At 64.8% G+C, this 19,275-nt stretch carries 17 protein-coding genes; 9 read left to right on the forward strand and 8 right to left on the reverse strand.

Annotation, left to right across the window (positions count from 1 at the left end; translation table 11 throughout):
• On the reverse strand, positions 1 to 548 hold a 548-nt coding region (locus CG471_RS19640), incomplete at its 3' end, for a low specificity L-threonine aldolase (RefSeq protein ID WP_257211612.1).
• A 154-nt stretch (positions 549 to 702) separates the two neighbouring features.
• Between CG471_RS19640 and CG471_RS19645 the strand changes: the two genes are divergently transcribed.
• Both CG471_RS19645 and CG471_RS19650 read left to right on the forward strand, forming a co-directional pair.
• Positions 703 to 1,794 (forward strand): branched-chain amino acid aminotransferase, encoded by a 1,092-nt coding sequence (locus CG471_RS19645; protein ID WP_010335497.1) that lies wholly within the window; start codon positions 703 to 705, stop codon positions 1,792 to 1,794.
• 100 nt (positions 1,795 to 1,894) lie between these two features.
• Positions 1,895 to 3,103, forward strand: coding sequence for a UbiH/UbiF/VisC/COQ6 family ubiquinone biosynthesis hydroxylase (locus tag CG471_RS19650; protein ID WP_099233203.1), 1,209 nt, complete (start codon positions 1,895 to 1,897; stop codon positions 3,101 to 3,103).
• Positions 3,104 to 3,237: 134 nt separating this feature from the next.
• Here the strand turns inward: CG471_RS19650 and CG471_RS19655 are convergent, their stop codons facing one another.
• Positions 3,238 to 3,750 (reverse strand): cytochrome b, encoded by a 513-nt coding sequence (locus CG471_RS19655; RefSeq protein ID WP_099233205.1) that lies wholly within the window; start codon positions 3,748 to 3,750, stop codon positions 3,238 to 3,240.
• A 118-nt stretch (positions 3,751 to 3,868) separates the two neighbouring features.
• On the reverse strand, positions 3,869 to 5,812 hold the full coding sequence (acs, locus tag CG471_RS19660) for an acetate--CoA ligase (protein WP_099233207.1): 1,944 nt from the start codon (positions 5,810 to 5,812) through the stop codon (positions 3,869 to 3,871).
• Positions 5,813 to 5,964: 152 nt separating this feature from the next.
• On the opposite strand from acs, the gene CG471_RS19665 reads away from it, so the two are divergent.
• Positions 5,965 to 6,636: a glutathione S-transferase family protein gene (locus tag CG471_RS19665; RefSeq protein ID WP_004209410.1), complete on the forward strand. Its 672-nt coding sequence runs from the start codon at positions 5,965 to 5,967 to the stop codon at positions 6,634 to 6,636.
• A gap of 15 nt (positions 6,637 to 6,651) precedes the next feature.
• On the opposite strand, the gene CG471_RS19670 is transcribed toward CG471_RS19665, so the two are convergent.
• Entirely contained in the window at positions 6,652 to 7,809 is a 1,158-nt protein-coding gene (locus tag CG471_RS19670; RefSeq protein WP_004209411.1) for a diguanylate cyclase, read from the reverse strand.
• 92 nt (positions 7,810 to 7,901) lie between these two features.
• A complete protein-coding gene (locus CG471_RS19675; protein WP_004209412.1) occupies positions 7,902 to 8,786 on the reverse strand; it encodes a LysR substrate-binding domain-containing protein in 885 nt (294 codons plus the stop codon).
• A gap of 331 nt (positions 8,787 to 9,117) precedes the next feature.
• On the opposite strand from CG471_RS19675, the gene CG471_RS19680 reads away from it, so the two are divergent.
• The 4 genes from CG471_RS19680 to CG471_RS19695 all read left to right on the forward strand — a co-directional run bounded on the left by CG471_RS19680 (position 9,118) and on the right by CG471_RS19695 (position 14,917).
• Entirely contained in the window at positions 9,118 to 11,412 is a 2,295-nt protein-coding gene (locus CG471_RS19680; RefSeq protein ID WP_017502730.1) for a CDC48 family AAA ATPase, read from the forward strand.
• Between the two features lie 140 nt (positions 11,413 to 11,552).
• Positions 11,553 to 12,200 carry a class I SAM-dependent methyltransferase gene (locus tag CG471_RS19685; RefSeq protein ID WP_037508117.1) on the forward strand — a complete coding sequence of 216 codons (648 nt, stop codon included), beginning with the start codon at positions 11,553 to 11,555 and terminating at the stop codon, positions 12,198 to 12,200.
• Between the two features lie 110 nt (positions 12,201 to 12,310).
• Complete coding sequence (locus tag CG471_RS19690; RefSeq protein ID WP_099233209.1) at positions 12,311 to 13,414, forward strand: helix-turn-helix transcriptional regulator; 1,104 nt, start codon at positions 12,311 to 12,313, stop codon at positions 13,412 to 13,414.
• Positions 13,415 to 13,651: 237 nt separating this feature from the next.
• The gene (locus CG471_RS19695; RefSeq protein WP_099233211.1) at positions 13,652 to 14,917 is read left to right on the forward strand and encodes a glutamate-5-semialdehyde dehydrogenase; all 1,266 of its coding nucleotides are present in this window, start codon (positions 13,652 to 13,654) and stop codon (positions 14,915 to 14,917) included.
• Between the two features lie 26 nt (positions 14,918 to 14,943).
• Here the strand turns inward: CG471_RS19695 and kdsA are convergent, their stop codons facing one another.
• The gene (gene kdsA / locus CG471_RS19700) at positions 14,944 to 15,771 is read right to left on the reverse strand and encodes a 3-deoxy-8-phosphooctulonate synthase (RefSeq protein WP_099233213.1); all 828 of its coding nucleotides are present in this window, start codon (positions 15,769 to 15,771) and stop codon (positions 14,944 to 14,946) included.
• Between the two features lie 5 nt (positions 15,772 to 15,776).
• Positions 15,777 to 16,070: a hypothetical protein gene (locus CG471_RS19705; protein WP_004209421.1), complete on the reverse strand. Its 294-nt coding sequence runs from the start codon at positions 16,068 to 16,070 to the stop codon at positions 15,777 to 15,779.
• Positions 16,071 to 16,091: 21 nt separating this feature from the next.
• Here CG471_RS19705 and CG471_RS19710 point away from each other — a divergent pair, with 21 nt between their 5' ends.
• Entirely contained in the window at positions 16,092 to 17,216 is a 1,125-nt protein-coding gene (locus CG471_RS19710; RefSeq protein ID WP_099233215.1) for a hypothetical protein, read from the forward strand.
• The gene (locus CG471_RS19715) at positions 17,213 to 18,583 is read left to right on the forward strand and encodes a cytochrome P450 (protein ID WP_099233217.1); all 1,371 of its coding nucleotides are present in this window, start codon (positions 17,213 to 17,215) and stop codon (positions 18,581 to 18,583) included. The genes CG471_RS19710 and CG471_RS19715 overlap by 4 nt, the downstream gene beginning before the upstream one ends.
• Positions 18,584 to 18,589: 6 nt before the next feature.
• On the opposite strand, the gene CG471_RS19720 is transcribed toward CG471_RS19715, so the two are convergent.
• Complete coding sequence (locus tag CG471_RS19720) at positions 18,590 to 19,264, reverse strand: SMI1/KNR4 family protein (protein WP_257211613.1); 675 nt, start codon at positions 19,262 to 19,264, stop codon at positions 18,590 to 18,592.
• Between the last annotated feature and the right edge of the window lie 11 nt (positions 19,265 to 19,275).

A 19,275-nucleotide genomic window follows, 5' to 3' on the forward strand; every position in this document is an offset into this window, starting at 1 on the left:
GCGCAGCCCAGATGCGCCACCGCATTGGCGAAACGGGCGCCGTCCATATGGAAGCCCAGTCCATGGGCCTTGGCGATCTCGCCCAGCGCCGCGACCTCGTCCGGCGTATAGACCATGCCATATTCGGTCGCATTGGTGATGCTGATCGCCCGTGCCGGCACCTGATGCACGTCGGGGCGGATCGCCTTGAGCCTCGCCTCCACGACATCGGGCAACAGCTTGGCGCCGACGCCGGGCAGCGCCAACAGGCTGGCGCCATGGGTGTAGAAGCCCGGCGCGCCGCATTCGTCGACGACGATATGCGCTTCCTCATGGCAGATCACCCCGCCATAGGGCGGGCACAGGCAGGCGAGCGCGATGCTGTTCGCCGCCGTGCCGGTAGCGATCCATTGCGCCTTTACCGGCGTCTCGAACAGGTCGGAAAAGGCGCCATCCAGCCGCGCGCTCCACGCGTCGCCGTCATAGCCATGGTCGGCATGGTCCGCGCCGGCGATGGCGGCCATCACCTGGGGGCAGATCGGGGTGGCATTGTCCGAAAAGAAGTGCATGGCGCATGCGATACAGGGCGCGCGCTGGGACGGGAAGAGGCCAGCGACGGCGCCTTGGCTCTTTATTCCAAAATTGGTCAGTATATATGACCAATTGTTTCGCGGGGCCGGATGTGACATAGGCGCCCCCGTCCAACGCATAAGGAGACTCACCATGGACGTCGAACAGAAGTCGCGCTTTACCGTTACCCCCAGCAGCAAGGCTGTGGCGGCGGACGCGCGCGCGGTACTTCTGGAGGATCCGGGCTTCGGCCGGCTCTTCACCGACCATATGGTCACCATCCGCTATACCGAGGGGCAGGGCTGGCACAGCCACGCCGTCGGCCCGCGCGAGCCGTTCCAGCTCGATCCGGCCTGCGCCGTGCTCCATTATGCCCAGGAAATCTTCGAGGGCATGAAGGCCTATCGCCTGGCCGACGGCAGCGTTGCCATGTTCCGGCCGGAGGAAAATGCCCGTCGCTTCGCCGAGTCCGCCGAACGCATGGCTATGCCGGCGATCCCGGAAGACATGTTCCTCGAAGCGGTCGAGCAGCTGGTGAAGATCGACGCGGACTGGATCCCCTCGGGTGAGGGCAGCCTCTATCTGCGCCCCTTCCTGTTCGCCAGCGAAGCCTTCCTGGGCGTGCGTCCGTCGAACGAATATATTTTCTGCGTCATCGCCTCGCCCGCCGGCGCCTATTTCAAGGGCGGCAAGAAGGCCGTGACCCTGTGGGTGTCGGAACATTATACCCGCGCCGCGCGGGGCGGTACCGGTGCGGCCAAGTGTGGCGGCAATTATGCCGCGTCGCTGGTCGCGCAGAAGGAAGCGATCAAGCATGGTTGCGACCAGGTCGTCTTCCTCGACGCCGCCGAGAACAAGTGGGTCGAGGAACTGGGCGGCATGAACGTCTTCTTCGTGATGGATGACGGCTCGATCGTCACCCCGCCGCTGACCGGCACCATCCTGCCCGGCATCACCCGCAACTCGATCATCAGCCTCGCCCGCGCCAAGGGGCATGAGGTGCGCGAGGAGCCCTACAGCTTCGCCCAGTGGCGCGCCGACGCCGCCAGCGGCAAGCTGCGCGAGGCGTTCGCCTGCGGCACCGCCGCCGTCGTCACGGCGATCGGCACGGTCAAGAGCACCGACGGCGATTTCACCGTCGGCAATGGCGATGGCGGCCTGGTCACCGAAAGCCTGCGCGCCGAACTGACCGGCATTCAGCGCGGTAGCGTGGCCGATCCAGCCGGCTGGGTCCGCACGCTTTGATTTAGAGCCGCTCACCTGAGACAAAATGTCGCCCCCGCTTTCACCCCGAAAGCGGGGGCGATGCTTTTCAAAGCGCCTTCAAGCGCCTAGACAGGTCGCCATGCAACGCTTCGACGTCGTCATTCTTGGCGGGGGCCTGGTTGGCCTCACCCTGGGCATCGCTCTTTCGCGCCATGGCGTGCAATGCGCCGTGATCGATCCGGCCGACCCCGTGCAGGCCACGGCCGCCGGTTTCGACGGCCGCGTCTCGGCGATCAGTTCGACCAGCTTCGCCATGCTCCAGGCGATCGGCGTGGGCGCGCATCTGGAGGGCAAGGGCTGCCCGATCGATCGCATCTGGGTCAGCGACGGGCTGGAGCCGGGCGCGCTCGATTTCGTGCCGGACGCCGATGATGGCGTGATGGGGACGATGTTCCCCAATCGCGACCTGCGCATCGCGCTGGCGCAGACCGCCGCCGAGGCTGAAAATCTCACTCTCTTCCAGCCCGACCGCGCCGTCCATGTCGATCGTAATGCCGACGGCGTCACCCTGACGCTCCAGAACGGCGCGACGATCCACGGCGCATTGCTGGTCGCGGCGGAAGGGCGCAACAGCCCCACGCGCGAGGCGGCGGGCATCAACACCACCCGCTGGCAATATAAGCACACCGCCATGGTCACCGCGATCGACCATGAAGTGCCGCACGCCAACACCGCCTATGAAATCTTCTATGTCGGCGGTCCGCTCGCGCTGCTGCCGATGCTGCCGGGCACCCGGTCCGCCGTGGTCTGGACCGTGCCCACCGATCAGGCGCCGGCGATGCTCAAGCTGTCGGAACGCGCCTGGCTCGCCGAAATGCAGAAGCGCATCGGCGGCTTCCTGGGCGAGATCAGCCTGGCCGGCCCGCGCTCCTCCTATCCGCTCGGCTTCCACCATGCCGCGCGCATCACCGACACCCGCCTCGCGCTGGTCGGCGACAGCGCCCATGCCATCCACCCGATTGCCGGTCAGGGCCTCAATCTCGGCTTCCGCGACGTGGCGGCGCTGGTCGAGGTATTGGTCGAAGGCATGCGCCTTGGCCTCGATCCGGGCGATGCGCAACTGCTCGCCCGCTACCAGCGCTGGCGCGGGCTCGACACGATGATGACCAGCGTCGCGATGGATGGCCTGGTTCGCCTGTTCGACATTCCCGGCAAGTTGCCCTCGCTGGTCCGCCGCGCCGGCCTTGCCGCCGTGCAGCGCACCAGTCTGCTCAAGAACCGCTTCATGGCCGAAGCCCGCGGCCAGTCCGGCGCCCTCCCGCGCCTGCTCGCCGGCGAGATGGTGTAGGGGCAGGCGAGCTATAGTCGCTTAACCATCATCGTCACCCTGAACTTGTTTCAGGGTCCATTTCTCCCAGCAGGCCAACCGCCTGTCGGGCCTGATGGATGCTGAAACAAGTTCAGCATGACGTTAGAGGGAGATCACAGCATCCGCCGCAGCACCCCGTCCTTCAGCATGAAATGATGGCGCAGCGCCGCCAATATGTGGACGATGATGAGCGCGCTCCACAGCCAGGGGATCAGCTCATGCGCCTCGTGCGAGATGCCGACGATCGCATCGCCCTTGGCCACGCCGAATTTCGGCACGTCGAACAGGAAGAACCAGTTCAGGGGCCGCTCGCCCGCCGACGACATGATCCAGCCGGACAGCGGCACGATCAGCATGAAGGCATAGAAGGCGATATGGGTCAGGTTGGCGGCCAGCTTCTCCCAGCCGGGCATCGCGGCCGGCAGCGCCGGCGGCTTGTGCCCCAGCCGCCAGACGATGCGCAGGATCGTCAGCGCCAGCACAGTGAGGCCGATCGACTTGTGGACCGGCATCACCTTCCAGTCCCTGGGCAGGCTGTCATGGGCAAAGCCCAGCCACAGATTGACCAGGATCAGGATCGCGATGATCCAGTGCAACAGGCGGGCGACGGACGTGTAACGGGCCATGGGCTGCTCCTTTTACGGAAGTCTCGCCTGGGCCCTGCGCGCGCTACCCCGCCCGCACGGCCCAGCTATGTCGAAAGGATACGCACGGCGGCGATAAGTTCCTTATCCGGCGTGTCTTTTATCCCTGACGATTGGCGACCAAATTATCCACAACCGACGGATCGGCAAGTGTACTAACGTCCCCCAGCGCCTGCGCGGACACTTCGCCCTCGGCGATCTTGCGCAGGATACGGCGCATGATCTTGCCCGAACGCGTCTTGGGCAGGCCGGGCGCGAACTGGATCGCGTCGGGCGTGGCGATCGGGCCGATCTCGGTCCGCACCCATTTCACCAGATCCTTGCGCAAATCGTCGCTCGGTTCCTCGTTCGCGTTCAGCGTGACATAGGCATAGATGCCCTGGCCCTTGATGTCGTGCGGGAAGCCGACCACCGCCGCCTCGGCGACGCTTTCGTGCAGCACCAGCGCGCTCTCGACCTCGGCCGTGCCCATGCGGTGGCCCGACACGTTGATGACGTCGTCGACCCGGCCGGTGATCCAGTAATAGCCGTCGGCGTCGCGCCGGGCACCGTCGCCGGTGGTATATTTGCCGGGGAAGGTGGTGAAATAGGTCTGGAAGAAGCGGTCATGGTCGCCCCACACCGTGCGCATCTGGCCCGGCCAGCTGCCCGCGATCACCAGATTGCCCTCGGTCGCGCCCTCCTGCACCGCGCCGTCGCCATCCAATATCTGGGGAATGACGCCGGGCATCGGCAGGGTCGCGCTGCCGGGTTTCAGGTCGGTGGCGCCCGGCATCGGCGCGATCATCGCGCCGCCGGTCTCGGTCTGCCACCAGGTGTCGATGATCGGGCAGCGGCCTTCGCCGATGACGCTATGATACCAGCGCCAGGCTTCGGGATTGATCGGTTCGCCGACCGTGCCCAGCACGCGCAGCGAGGCGCGGCTGGTCGAATGCACATAATCGTCACCCTCCTTCATCAGCGCGCGCAGCGCCGTGGGGGCGGTGAAGATGGTGTGGACCTGATGCTTGTCGACCACTTCCCAGATGCGCGCCGGGGTCGGCCAGTTGGGCACGCCCTCATACATCAGGGTCGTCGCGCCGTTCGCCAGCGGACCGTAGACGATATAGCTGTGGCCCGTGACCCAGCCGATGTCGGCGGCGCACCACCAGATGTCGCCGGGCCGATAGTCGAAGCACAGTTCATGCGTCAGGCTGGCCCACAGCAGATAGCCGCCGCTGGTATGCAGTACGCCCTTGGGCTTGCCGGTCGAGCCGGAGGTGTAGAGGATGAACAGCGGGTCTTCCGCATGCATCGGTTCGGGCGGGCAGTCGGCCGATACCTGCGCCGCGGCCTCATGCAGCCAGATGTCGCGCCCCTCCCGCATCTGTATCGCGCCACCGGTCGCCTGCACGACAACCACCTTGTTGACGCAGGGTGCCTCGGCCAGCGCGGCGTCGACATTGGCCTTCAGCGGCACGGTCTTGCCGGCCCGGCGCCCTTCGTCGGCGGTGATGACGATGGTCGAATCGCAATCGACCAGACGTCCGGCCAGCGCTTCGGGCGAAAAGCCGCCGAACACGACGCTGTGGATCGCGCCGATCCGCGCGCAGGCGAGCAGGGCAAAGGCCGCCTCGGGGATCATCGGCATATAGACGGTGATGCGGTCGCCCTTCCGCGCGCCTGCGTCCTTCAGCACATTGGCGAGGCGGCAGACTTCCTCATGCACCTGCTTGTAGGTGTAGCGGCGCACGTCGGCGTCCGGGCTGTCGGGTTCCCAGATGATGGCAATCTGGTCGCCCCGCTCGGCCAGATGCCGGTCGATGCAGTTGGCGCTGACGTTCAGTTCGCCGTCGGCGAACCATTTGACGCCGAAATCCGCCTCATGGAAGCTGCTTTCATCGGCCTTGGTCGGCGGCGTGATCCAGTCCAGCCGCTGCGCCCGCTCCAGCCAATAGGCGTCGGCATCCTCGATCGAGCGTGCATAATCGGCCGCGCGGCCTTCCCGGTCCAACAGGGCCTGGGCGGCCCATTGGGAGGGAACCGGGAAGAAATCGTCAGACATCCAGCTATCCTTTCCTGTGCGCTAAATTCCATGCGCTTGCAGCAGGTTGTAGGAGGCGCGCAGCACGACTTAAAGGGGCGATGCGCGTTTCGCCGCGTTTCTGTGTTTTTGCGCCTTTCCCGGCGCGCGGCCCCGGCCTAACAGAAGATCATATGTGGCAACTTTTCCAATTCCCGCTCTGTCCCTTCTCCCGCAAGGTCCGTCTGCTGCTTGGCGAGAAAGGCATCGGCTATGATCTGGTGCGCGAATCTCCCTGGGAAATGCGCGACGAGTTTCTGGATCTCAATCCGGCCGGCACCACCCCCGTGGTCGTCGATCAGGAAAAGGGCGTCACCCTGATCGACAGCCAGGCGATCTGCGAATATTTCGAGGAAACGGTCGAAAAATTTCCGCTCATCTCGGGCACGGCTGCCGGGCGCGCGGAAGTGCGTCGCCTGACCGCCTTCTTCGACCAGAATTTCTACGGCGATGTCGTCGGCCCGCTGCTGCATGAGCGGATGAAGAAGCGCCTGATCGAGCGTGTCTCGCCCGACGCCCGCGTCCTGCGCGAAGCGATGCGCCGCGCCAACGTCCATATGGACTATATGGATTATCTGCTCGACCATCGCAGCTGGATGGCCGGCGGCACGCTCAGCCTCGCCGATATCGCGGCGGCAGCGCATCTGTCGGTGGCGGATTATCTGGGCGGCATCGACTGGGCCGGGCATGAACCGGTCAAGCGCTGGTATGCCGGCTTCAAGTCACGCCCCTCCTTCCGCCCGCTCTTGTCCGAACGGATGGAAGTCATCACCCCGCCGACCCATTATGAAAAGCCGGATTTCTGACGGTCACGGGGCGGCCTAGTCCGCCTCGGCCGCCAGATAGACCCGGTTGCGGCCATGTTCCTTGGCCAGGTAGAGCGCCCGGTCGGCGGCCTTCAGCGCCGCGCGCGGGTCGTCATAGGCCAGGACATTGGCGACGCCGGCGGAAAAGCTCACCCGCTCCATCCGCTCGCCATTGGTGCGGTTGACCAGGCTGCGATTGGCCAGATCCTCGCGCACCGCATCGACCGCCTCGCAGGTTTCGGCCGCCGTCTTACCGCGAAACAGCATGACGAACTCCTCGCCGCCATGGCGGGCGACATGGCAGCGGTCATCGGACGCCTTGGCCAGCAGCCCGGCGACGAATTTCAGCACCCGGTCGCCGGTCTCATGGCCATGGGTGTCGTTGACCAGCTTGAAATGGTCGATGTCGCAGAAGGCGACCGACAATTGCTCGTCGCCTTCCTTCGCCAGCTTCAGTTCCTCGCGCAGCACGCCTTCGAAGGCGCGGCGATTGGGCAGGCCGGTCAGATGGTCATGCTCGGCGGCGCGACGGGCTGTCTCCAGGCTCGATTTCAGCGCCTGGGTCTGCTTCTGGTTCTCGCGCAGCTGGGTTTCGACCTGGCGGGTCTTTTCCACCATCGACCGGGTCAGGCTGACCAGCCGCGCCAGGATCGGCTCATTGTCGGCACCGGCGGCCAGGCCCTTGGCCTGTTCCTGCAATGCCGCGCCATAATCCTTGGCCGAATTGCGGGATTCGGTCATCAGTCCGGTGAATTCGTCCAGATTTTCCTCGACCTTGTCGAGCATGGAGGCGAGCGCGTCGGGCGTCACCTCGTCCGCGCGCTGGCTGGCGGCCAGCGATTCCATCCAGGCGTTGCTGATCTTGCCGCGCTCCATCAGCACTGCCTGAACCGCCTTTTCTACGCCGATGCTGGCGCCGGTCAGATAGTCGAGCGCAACGCCGAAATTGAGCGGCGTCAGGTCCAGATCATGGGCGAACAGAAATTCGCCAATCTCCTCATAGAGGCGACGACGGCGATTAATCTCGCGGCTGGCCGCGCTGCCGGCGCGCGCGCGCGGCTCACTCTCCACCTGCGGTTCGTCCGGCTTGCCGGACAGGCCACGGGCCCAGCGGGAAAGGCGGTCGGTCAGCCCGTGGTGCGAGCCGGCGGTGGATGTGGATGCCCCAGTCATGCCGCTTATAACGGAGGCGCCCGATCAAGGTTAAGGGGGCGCTCGGCAAAAGTCGCAGGAACTTCAATCAGTGACAAATTTTCTACGCAAGTTCAGATATTTGCCGCCACCAGCCAGTCGCGGAAGATGCGCACCGACCGGGTCTGCAAAGCGCGCGGGCGACAGACGAAATAATAGCGATAGGGGCTGTCGCAGCGGATGTTGGGGAACAGCCGGATCAGCCGGGGATCACCCGACTGTTCGAAATGGCTGGCATGCATGACCGCCACGCCCAGTCCCTGGGCGGCGGCTTCCAGCATCAACTGGCCGGAATCATAATTGTCGATCGCCAGCGGCTGCAGGTCGGGAATGCCCGCCACGTCCTTCCACGCATCGAAGGAAAGGGCCATGTCGCGATGCAGCAGGATCGTCTGTTGCGCCAGTTCGCTGGGCGACGCCAGCGCATTGGGGCCTTCCACCATTTCGCGCCGGCCGATCAGATAGACCTGCTCATGGTCCAGCTCATAGGCATAGAGCGCCGGGTCGATATCCTTGCTGGCCAGCACGATCGCCGCGTCCAGCCCTTCGCCCAGCCGCGCGACCGCATGGGGCGTCGTCTCGATGTCGATGTGCAGCTGCGGGTGCTGCTGGCGCAGCCGGCCCAGATGCGGGAAAAGGCGCTGCGTCGCGAACAGCGGCATCACCGCCAGGCGCAGGCGCAACTGGTTGCCGCCGCTCTGGATATTCTCCAGGGCCTGGCTGAGCGAATCCAGCGCCGGGGCGATGTCGTCAAGCAGCCGCTGGCCTTCGGAATTGATCTCCAGCGCCTGATGCTTGCGGTCGAACAGCGGGCGTCCGATGAACCGCTCCAGCGCCTGGACGCGGCGGCTCAGCGCCGGCGTCGACAAAGCGAGTTCCTCGGCAGCCGCCTTGACCGAGCCAAGGCGGGCAACCTGAACAAAGGCCTCCAGGGCCGTAAGAGGCGGCAATCTGCGCATAATCGTCAAATTCTATAAGCCGGTCCGCTGCGTCGCATCATCTGTCATTATCGAACGGCGCGCTTCCCCGGTTCAAGCATCCTGACCTGCAATGAGCAGGAAAACGCGGCAAATGGCAAGATGCAAAAATTGCAACCACCCGATTCTTTTCGCACTTGCAAAATTACCTGCTGCAGCGCACATAGGAAAGGCCTTTCAGGCATCCTCTCCTATAAACTTTCCGGGCTGGCGCTTGCGCTGGCCCTTTTTTTGTTCCGGGCATAACGAAGCACGGCCCCTTTCCCTCACCCCCGGCGTTACCTATCTTCGTTTCGCAACCAAAAGGACGGGGATGACCATGGCCGATCAGGACAGCAGCGGACGCAGGATTCAGGTCGCCAATGCGCGGCCGGAGGATGCCGGGCGCGGTTTGGCGCGGCTTCCGCTGACGGTAATGGCCGAATTGCAACTGGCCGAAGGCGATGTTGTCGAGATCGTCGGCAAGCGATCGACCCCGGCGCGGGTGGTGCGCCCCTATAAGGAAGATGAAGGTCTGGACGTGCTGCGCCTCGATGGTTTGCAGCGCGCCAATGCCGGCGTCGGCTCGGGCGACTTCGTCCAGCTGCGCAAGATCGATCCGCGTCCGGCCCAGCGCGTCGTGTTCGCGCCTGCACAAAATAATCTCCGGCTCCAGGGCAATCCCGATGCGCTGAAGCGCGTTTTCTTTCAGCGGCCGCTTGTCGCGGGCGATGTCGTCGCCACCGCGGGCCAGCAACAGGTGCCGCCCGGCGACATGCCACCCCATCTGCGCCAGATGCTGGCGGCGCCGGCTTATGCGCTGCAGGAAATCCGCCTGATCGTGGTGTCGACCGTGCCCAAGGGCATCGTCCATATCGATGCCGAGACCGAGGTGGAGCTGCGCGCGGAATATGAGGAACCGCGCGAATCCCGCCGCGCCGATGTCACCTATGATGATGTCGGCGGCATGGCCGAAACGATCGACCAGCTGCGGGAGATGGTCGAGCTGCCGCTGCGCTACCCCGAATTGTTCGAGCGGCTGGGCGTCGATCCGCCCAAGGGGGTGATGCTCCATGGCCCGCCGGGGACCGGCAAGACCCGGCTGGCCCGCGCCGTCGCCAATGAATCGGAAGCCGAATTCTTCCTCATCAACGGGCCTGAGATCATGGGGTCGGCCTATGGCGAGTCGGAAAAGAAGCTGCGCGACATTTTCGAGGAAGCGGCCAAGGCGGCGCCCTCCATCCTCTTCATCGACGAGATCGACTCGATCGCGCCCAAGCGCGGCCAGGTCACCGGCGAGACGGAAAAGCGCCTCGTCGCCCAGCTTCTCACCCTGATGGACGGGCTGGAGCCACGCACCAATCTGGTGGTCATCGCCGCCACCAACCGGCCCGAGGCGATCGATGAGGCGCTGCGCCGTCCCGGCCGGTTCGACCGCGAAATCGTCGTCGGCGTCCCCGACGAACGCGGCCGGCGCGAGATATTGGGCATCCACACCCGCGGCATGCCGCTGGGCGACCGGGTCGACCTCGCCGAACTGGCGCGCATGACCTATGGCTTTGTCGGCGCCGATCTCGCCGCGCTGACCCGCGAGGCCGCGATCGAGACGGTGCGCCGGCTGATGCCCCGCCTCAATCTGGAGGAAGGCACGATCCCGCCCGACGTGCTGGAGGATCTGTCCGTCACGCGGGAGGATTTCCTTTCGGCGATCAAGCGGGTCCAGCCCTCGGCCATGCGCGAGGTGATGGTGCAGGCGCCCAATATCGGCTGGGCCGACATTGGCGGCCTCGACGATGCGCAGATGCGCCTCAAGGAAGGGGTCGAACTGCCGCTCAAGGATCCCGACGCCTTCCGGCGCCTGGGTATCCGCCCGGCCAAGGGCTTTCTCCTCTATGGTCCGCCGGGCACCGGCAAGACCTTGCTGGCCAAGGCGGTCGCGCGTGAGGCGCAGGCCAATTTCATCGCCACCAAGTCGAGCGACCTGCTGTCCAAATGGTATGGCGAGAGCGAGCAGCAGATCGCCCGCCTGTTCGCCCGCGCGCGTCAGGTGGCGCCGACCGTCATCTTCATCGACGAACTGGACAGCCTGGTCCCCGCCCGTGGCGGTGGCCTGGGCGAGCCGGCGGTGACGGAGCGGGTGGTCAACACCATCCTCGCCGAAATGGACGGGCTGGAGGAATTGCAGTCGGTGGTCGTCATCGGCGCCACCAACCGGCCGACCCTGGTCGATCCGGCGCTGCTGCGGCCTGGCCGCTTCGACGAACTCATCTATGTGCCGGTGCCTGACCAGGCCGGACGCAAGCGCATCCTGGCGATCCATACCAAGAAGATGCCGCTGGCGTCCGACGTCGATCTGGATCAGCTGGCGGCCCGGACGGAGCGGTTCACCGGCGCGGACCTGGAGGATCTGTCCCGCCGGGCGGGCCTCATCGCGCTGCGCCAGTCGCTGCGGGTCGAAGCCGTCACCATGGCCCATTTCGAGGCGGCACTGGAGGAAACCCGCGCCTCGGTCACGCCGGAAATGGAGCGGGAATATGAGCAGATCCAGGCGACCTTGAAGCAGAGCGCGATGCAGGTCGATCCGATCGGCTTCATTGCGCCCGGCATGCTGCGCGCCCGCGAACGCTGATGGATTTGGGATAAGCGCGCGGCCGACGGTGGGTGAACCCATCGCCTGGCCGCGCGTTCTATCTCATGGCGCGCAAAGCCGCTTGCCAGCGGACATCAATTTTGCGAGGCCGATTCTGTTAGTCAGTCAGGCGGATTTTGATGGCCTCCCTACCGTTCAAAGACAAGAAGACCAGGATTTCGACGCGCGGTGGCAGCCGCTCCTTCCGCAGCCAGTGGGCCATGTTCTTCCGCCAGTTCATGAAGCATCCCGGCATGATCGGTTCGGTCATCCCCTCCTCGTCGCAACTGGTCGCGCGCTCGCTGGACGGCGTCGACTGGGCACGGACCCGCCTGTTCGTCGAATATGGTCCGGGTGTCGGCACCTTCACCCAGGCCATTCTCGATCGCATGCATCCCGACGCGATCCTGCTGGCGATCGACCTCAATCTCGATTTCGTCGCCTATCTGGAGGATGCGATCGATGATCCGCGCCTGCGCGTCGTGCATGGCTCGGCCGCCGACGTGCGCCGCTTCGTCAAGGAAGCGGGCTATCAGAAGGCCGACTATGTCCTTTCGGGCCTGCCCTTCTCCACCCTGCCGGCGGGCGTGGGCGAAACCATCTGCGAAGAGACGCGCGCCGTGCTGCGGCCGGGCGGCAGCTTCATCATCTACCAATATTCGCGCTATGTCCGCCGCCTGATCGACCCGCTGTTTGGCCAGGTCAGCGACGAACTGGAATGGCGCAACATCCCGCCCTGTCGCCTGTTTCGCGCGGACAAGGACGAGGCGCTCGCCCAGGCGGCCTGATCTTTCCTGATCTGTATCAATATCTGGCAGAAATTACGTAATTCGGCCTGCTGCGCGTTTGACTCCGCGATCGACTTGGGCAACCAATTGCCTGGGGACAAGGGGGTTATATGGCGTCTTATTACGCCGAAGGCAGCGACCCGTGGGCCGACCTCTTTCTGTCGGCCGCGCTGGAGCCGCATCTGTGGGATCAGGCGATCCGTGCGATGGCGCAGGCGACGGGGTCGCGCCATGGTCAGTTGATCGGCTTTGGCCATGGAGCTGCCGGCTTCAACTGGATCAGTGATGTAGAGCCGGATATTGTCGACAAGTCGGCAACCATCGATGGGGCCGCGCCCGATCTCAATTTCCGCGTCGCGGCCGATCAATTGTCCGGGCGCCCCGACATCGTCCACGAAGCCCATTATGACATCGCCCGGCAGAGCCTGCGTTCTGCCGACTATCTCGATCTGTGCAGCGATTATGATATTTTCGACGGCTGCCAGACCCGGCTTTTCGCTGGTCCCGACATGATGATCGGCCTGGCGCTCTTGCGTGGTCGCAAGGATGGCCGGACCGATCAGGACCAGCGCGACCTGTTCGCCCATGTCGCTGGCCATGCCCGCAACGCCGTGCGGTTGCAGCGCGCGATCGAGCATCAGGGATTCGCGCTGCTGGCTGGCACGTTCGAAACCATGGACCGCGCCTGCTGGCTGCTCGACGCGACGGGGCGGGTAGGGGGCATGACGCCGCGCGCCGAAGCCCTGCTCTCGACCAGCCGGCTGCGGGTCGGTGATGGCTGGTTGCAGAGTGAACGGAGCGACGAGACGCGCGCCATCCTGCGTTCGGTCCGGGCCGTGGTCGACGCGCCCGCGCGTGAGGCCGATCCGGTTGCGCTGGCCGACGCCGATGGGGGCGTGGGCATCATGCTGGAATTTTTCCCGCTGCCGTCCCGGCCCTGGTCGCTACCTTTTGCGCCGCATGCGATCATCGTCGCCCGCGTGGGCGCGCCGACCGAACGCCATGTCCGCCTGCTGATGCGGACCTTCCGCCTGACTCCGGCTGAAGCGGATATCGCCATTCATCTGGCCGCTGGCATGACCCGTGCCGATATTGCCGCGCGGCGCGGCGTCTCGGCCGAGACGCTCAAGGCCCAGTTGCGCTCCATCTATGACAAGACGGGCTGCAACCGGGAATCGCAACTGGTCCGCATCGTCGGGATGATGAGCAGCTGAGTTACGGATTTTATTGCGAAAATTACGCAATTTACCCCCAATGGGGTATGCGTCAGCCGCGCAAAAAGGCTAGGCGAATCGATAAGGCAGGACCATCTTGCCGGCCGACGGCCGATCCATATGCGACCCATGGGTCGGCCGCCGGCAATCGCTCCTTGCCATCTTCCCGCTTCGTCAGGGTTCCGTCCCGCGACATTTTCGTGCTAAGCCGCTGCCGGATTTGAAGCGAGATTACCGATGAACGACCTGACGCAGACCCCCGAAATGCTGATCGCGCAGATGGGCGCGCGTGCGCGCCGCGCCGCCGCCCTGCTCGCGCCAGCCGGGGACGCGCAAAAGGTCGACGCGCTGCGTCGCGCGGCCCAGGCTCTACGCGACCAGGCGCCCGCCATCCTCGCCGCCAATGCGCGCGACATGGACAATGGCATCGACAATGGCTTGTCCGCCGCGATGCTCGACCGGCTGCGGCTGGACGAGGATCGGATTGCCGCCATGGCCGCCGGCGTCGATCAGGTCGCGACCCTCGACAATCCGCTTGGCAGCGTGATCGACTCCTCCGTGCGCCCCAATGGTCTGGAACTCAGCCGCGTGCGCGTGCCGCTGGGCGTCATCGGCATCATCTACGAAAGCCGCCCCAACGTCACCGCCGACGCCGCCGCCCTCTGCCTGCGGGCCGGTAACGCCGTGATCCTGCGCGGCGGCAGCGAGGCGAAGGAAAGCAACCGCGCCATCCACGCCGCCATGGTGGAGGGGATCGCCGCCGCCGGCCTGCCAGCCGAAGCGGTGCAGCTTATCCCCACCACCGATCGCGCCGTGGTCGGCGCGCTGCTGCGCGCGTCGGATTTCGTCGACCTCATCGTGCCCCGCGGCGGCAAGAGCCTGGTCGCGCGGGTGCAGGAAGAGGCGCGGGTGCCCGTCCTCGCCCATCTGGATGGCATCAACCACAGCTATGTCGATGGCGCGGCCGATCCTGCCATGGCGGAAAGTCTGGTGCTCAATGCCAAGCTGCGCCGCACCGGCGTCTGCGGTTCGACCGAAACGGTGCTGATCGATCGCGCCTATGGCTATGCTCCCGCGCTGGTGAAGGCGCTGCTCGACGCCAAGTGCGAAGTGCGCGGCGATGATGCGGTGCAGGCGATGGACGATCGCGTGGTCGCCGCATCGGACGAGGATTGGGATACCGAATATCTCGACGCCATCGTCTCGATCCGGCTGGTCGATGGCGTGGAAGAGGCGATTGCCCATATCGCGGCGCATGCCAGCCATCATACCGACGCGATCATCACCGAGGATGCGGCGGTGGCCGAACATTTCCTCAATGCCGTCGACAGCGCGATCGTGATGTGGAACGCCTCGACCCAGTTCGCCGATGGTGGCGAGTTCGGTCTCGGTGCGGAAATCGGCATCTCGACCGGCCGCCTCCACGCCCGCGGCCCGGTCGCGCTCGAAGGGCTCACCACCTATAAATGGATCGTGCGCGGTCGCGGCCAGGCCCGACCGTAAGGCGTTTTCGGGGTGAAGGGGGAAACTTACCCCTTCACCACCCTATCGATCGCCTTCAATTGCTTCAGCATCGGCCCGACCCAGTCGAGCTTCAGCATCACCGGCCCGTCCGACGGCGCATTGTCCGGGTCTTCATGCGCCTCCGCGAAGATCGCCGCCACGCCGGCCGCTACCGCGCTGCGCGCCAGCAGTGGCGCATAGTCGCGCTGGCCACCGGAGGCCGATCCCAGCCCGCCGGGCTGCTGCACCGAATGGGTGGCGTCGAACACGACCGGATAGCCGGTTTCCGCCATCACCGGCAGCGCGCGCATGTCGCTGACCAGCGTATTATAGCCGAAGCTCGCGCCGCGCTCGGTCAGCAATATGCGCTCATTGCCGGTCGACGCGACCTTCTGCGCCACTGCCGCCATGTCCCATGGGGCCAGAAACTGCCCCTTCTTGACGTTGATCACCGCGCCGGTCTTGCCTGCCGCGATCAGCAGGTCGGTCTGGCGACAGAGAAAGGCCGGGATCTGTATGATATCCACCGCCTGCGCCGCCGCCTCCACCTGTTCGGGGCCATGAATGTCGGTCAGCACCGGGCAGCCCAAAGTCGCCTTCACCTCGGCCAGGATCGCCAGCCCCGCGTCGATGCCGACGCCGCGCTTGCCCGATACCGATGTGCGGTTGGCCTTGTCGAAGCTGCTCTTGAAGATGAAGGGCACGCCCGCATCTGCCGCCGCGTTCGCCAGCGCATCGGCCATGAACAGCGCATGGTCGCGGCTTTCGATCTGGCAGGGGCCGGAAATCAGGACGAAGGGCAGGTCGTTGCCGAAACTGACCGGGCCGACCTTCACATGCTTGGGATCGCTCATGCCGCTCACTTGGGCGCCTTTGCGAAGCGGCGCAACAATTGTCCGCGCCACAGCCCCTTGCCGGGATGATAATTCCAGCAGAACCAGCCAAAGGTCAGGCAGGCGAGCAGCGAGGGCAGCGCCATCGGATCACCATTGGCCTTCATATGGCGGTAGAATGTCATGTCGGCGCGCCAGCGGTCGCGCTCGCTGCCGCCGCCATTGATGCCATACATATTGTCATGCTTCCGACAGCCGACATTCCGGTTGTATTTGCGATGGTCTATGAAATAGCAGTAGTCGCGTTCGGGCGTGGTCATGTCCCGATTAGGACCGGGGCAGTGCAGAAATTCAAGCGTAAAGTCTTTTACCTGGGTGGTTTTGATCCGCGCGGCGTCCGTTTCTATCACCAGCTCTATCGCGATCAGGCGGCCCGCTACACCGCGCTGACCGGCGAAGCGGTGGCGGTCAGCGCGCGCCGCGCCGGCCCCGCCAACTCGGCGCTCTGGACCGTCTCCAACGCCACCGCCGGGGTCGAGACCGACTATGAATATCTCCGCTGGGAAGACCTGATCGGCAAGGTCTGGATCCGCCATCCCTTCACCCTCGCCTGGCGCGCCGCCCGCGCCTATGCCGGCCATGCCCGGTGGATGCAGTTCGGCCGGATGCGCAAATTGCGGCGCGGCCCGGTCATCACCATCCTCTATCCACCGATCCTGGCCGTGCTGATCCCGCTGCTGCTGGCGCTGGTGCCCGCGCTGCTGCTGTCGCTGCTGCTGCCCTTCTGGGCCAGTGCGATGGTCGGCATCGGCCTCAGCGCCTTCTTCTCCGGCCGCATCCTCGACAAGCTGGTCGTGCCCTGGCTGCTGCGCTTCATGACCTATCATGGCGCGCTCGCCGCAGACGGGCCGGGCGATGAGCTCGATGCCCGGCTCGACCAGTTCGCCGCCCGCATCGCGGCGGAGCTGGACGGCGACTGGGACGAGGTCCAACTCGTCACCCACAGCGCCGGCACGATCCTGGGCATGAGCCTGCTGCGCCGCATCCTCGCACTGCGCGGTGGCGCGTTGCCCGATCATTTCGTCATGGTCGGCATGGGGCAGGTGGTGCCGGTGATCGGCCTGCGCCGCGACGCGACCTGGTATCATGCCGACCTGAAAGCGCTCGCCGACCAGCATTTCCGCTATGTCGACATCAGCTCGCCGCCCGACGGCGCAGCCTATTACAACGTCAATCCGCTGCGCCTTGTCGCCGATCAATTTGCCGCCCGGGTGGACATGCTATCGCCGCGTTTCCATCTCTTCTACTTGGCCGAAAATTATCACGGGGGCTGGTCCAACAAATATGAGGCGCATTTCGATTATCTCAGGGTCGGTGACCGCCTGTCGCCGCTGGATTTCGTGAGCCTGACCGCCGGCCGCCGCACCGTGGACGAAGCGGTCGCCGCCTTCCGGACGATCCCATGAGCGCGCCCTTCACGCCCCCCTATCCCGAGCCGCCCAAGTCGAAACGCGGCCTCATCAAGCGCTTCCTGCGCGGCTGGCACAGCTGGATCCATGTGCTGTTCGACAAAAGCTACACGATGAAGATGGGCGAGATCCGCATGCCGGGTCAGACCATGTATATCGCCAATGAACTGCCGCTGGTGGACAAGATCCTCAAGGGCGGCACCGCCTTTCCCAAGCATAGCGAACTGGTCCGCAATCTCGATCCGCTGATCGGCAATTCGGTCTTCTCCGCCAATGGCGAGGATTGGGAAAGCCAGCGGGCGATGGTCAATCCCGCCTTCGCCCATACCGCGCTCAACCGCTCCATGCCGCTGATGGTCGCCGCCGCCGACGATCTGCTCGCCCGGCTCGACGCTGCCGATCGGACAAAGCCGGTCGATATCGACCCGATGATGACCCATGTCGCGGCCGACATCATCTTCCGCACCCTCTTCTCGCAGACGCTGGACGAGGAACGCTCCAACATCATCCACACCGCCTTCGGCCGGTTCCAGCGGCTCGCCCATTCGGCCTCGATGCTGCGCCTCTACGGCATCCCCGCCGGCTGGTTCGAAAAGCGCTCGAAAGGGCCAGCCCGCGCCATCCATGACGTGTTCCGTCCGATCGTCGAGGCTCGCTATGAGGGCTATCATGGCCGGGGCGAGGCGCCCCATCGCGACATTCTCCAGTCGCTGATCGAGGTGCAGGACGCGCAGACCGGCGCCCATTTCACCTGCGAACAGGTGATGGAACAGGTGTCGACCATCTTCCTCGCCGGCCATGAAACCTCGGCCAGCACCATGACCTGGGCGCTCTACATGCTCGCCGAATGCGCCCATATCCAGGATCGGGTCCGCGCCGAAGTGGCCGGCATCGCCGGCGACGATGTGCTGACCGCGCCGATGCTCAAGGATATGAGCCATGTCCGCAACATCTTCCGCGAAACGCTGCGCCTCTATCCGCCGGTCGCCTTCTTCCCGCGCGAAGTCACCTGTCCGATGGAGATGCGCGACAAGAGCCTTGAAGAAGGATCGATGCTGGTCGTCGCGCCCTGGCTGACCCAGCGCAACAAGGATAATTGGGCCTGCCCGCACGCCTTCGACCCCGACCGGTTCGATGATCCGGCCAATGCCGACATGGTGAAACAGGCCTGGTTCCCCTTCGGCCGCGGCCCGCGCGTCTGCGTCGGCGCCGGCTTCGCCCAGCAGGAGGTGATGACCGTGATCGCCTCGGTCATCCGCCGCTACAGCCTCACCATGCCCGCCGGCTTCAAACCCGAACCCATCAGCCGCCTCACCATCCGCCCAAGGACCGGCATGAAATTGCTGTTCGCGCGGGTGGGATAACCGGGACTATTGTGGGCGGATGAGGCTCGCCAAAGCACTCTCCAACTCGGCGTGACTGCGGTCGATGATTCCATCGCATGAAAAACAGGCATCGACCCGGTCGATGACTGTCGAGAGGCATTGTGTGAATGAGGGCATGGAGCGTGCAACTTGCTCCGATGTGATCGCGCAACGACCATCGCGATGGAGTTCGATGGCATAGGAACTGCTCCAGCCAACGACCGATCCGATGACGCGCCAGCCGTCGGCCCAGCGCGCGCCGTTGGTTGCCGCAAAGATCCGATTATTGTCGTCGATCGATATGGGCTGCTGCTTTTCTGGCGAAAGATCGCGGGAGAGGCTTCCGATCCCCCCGAAAAGATATATCTTGTTATCAAACAGGCTGGCGCCATTCGACCATTGGAGAAAGCTGGAGAACTCCGCTGGGAACGGTTGCTCAAGGGCTTGGTGAAGCCTTTCCAGCCCCGCATCATCAAGCGGTGTGAAGAGTTTGTGCAAATAGCCCAGGGAGCGATCATCGGGCAATTTCCGGATGAACCGGTTGCCATTCTCCAATTTCAGTGAAGTTGGATCATCGCATTTGAACAATGTTTTCGCGAAGGGTGGCGTTTGCATAAGCAGGGGATGGGATGGCGCATCGGACCAGTCAAGCCGCCCGTCATGCCGGGCTTGACCCGGCATCCCGCTCCTTG

Source organism: Sphingobium sp. IP1, assembly GCF_002708645.1.
GTDB classification, from domain to species: Bacteria; Pseudomonadota; Alphaproteobacteria; order Sphingomonadales; family Sphingomonadaceae; genus Sphingobium; species Sphingobium yanoikuyae.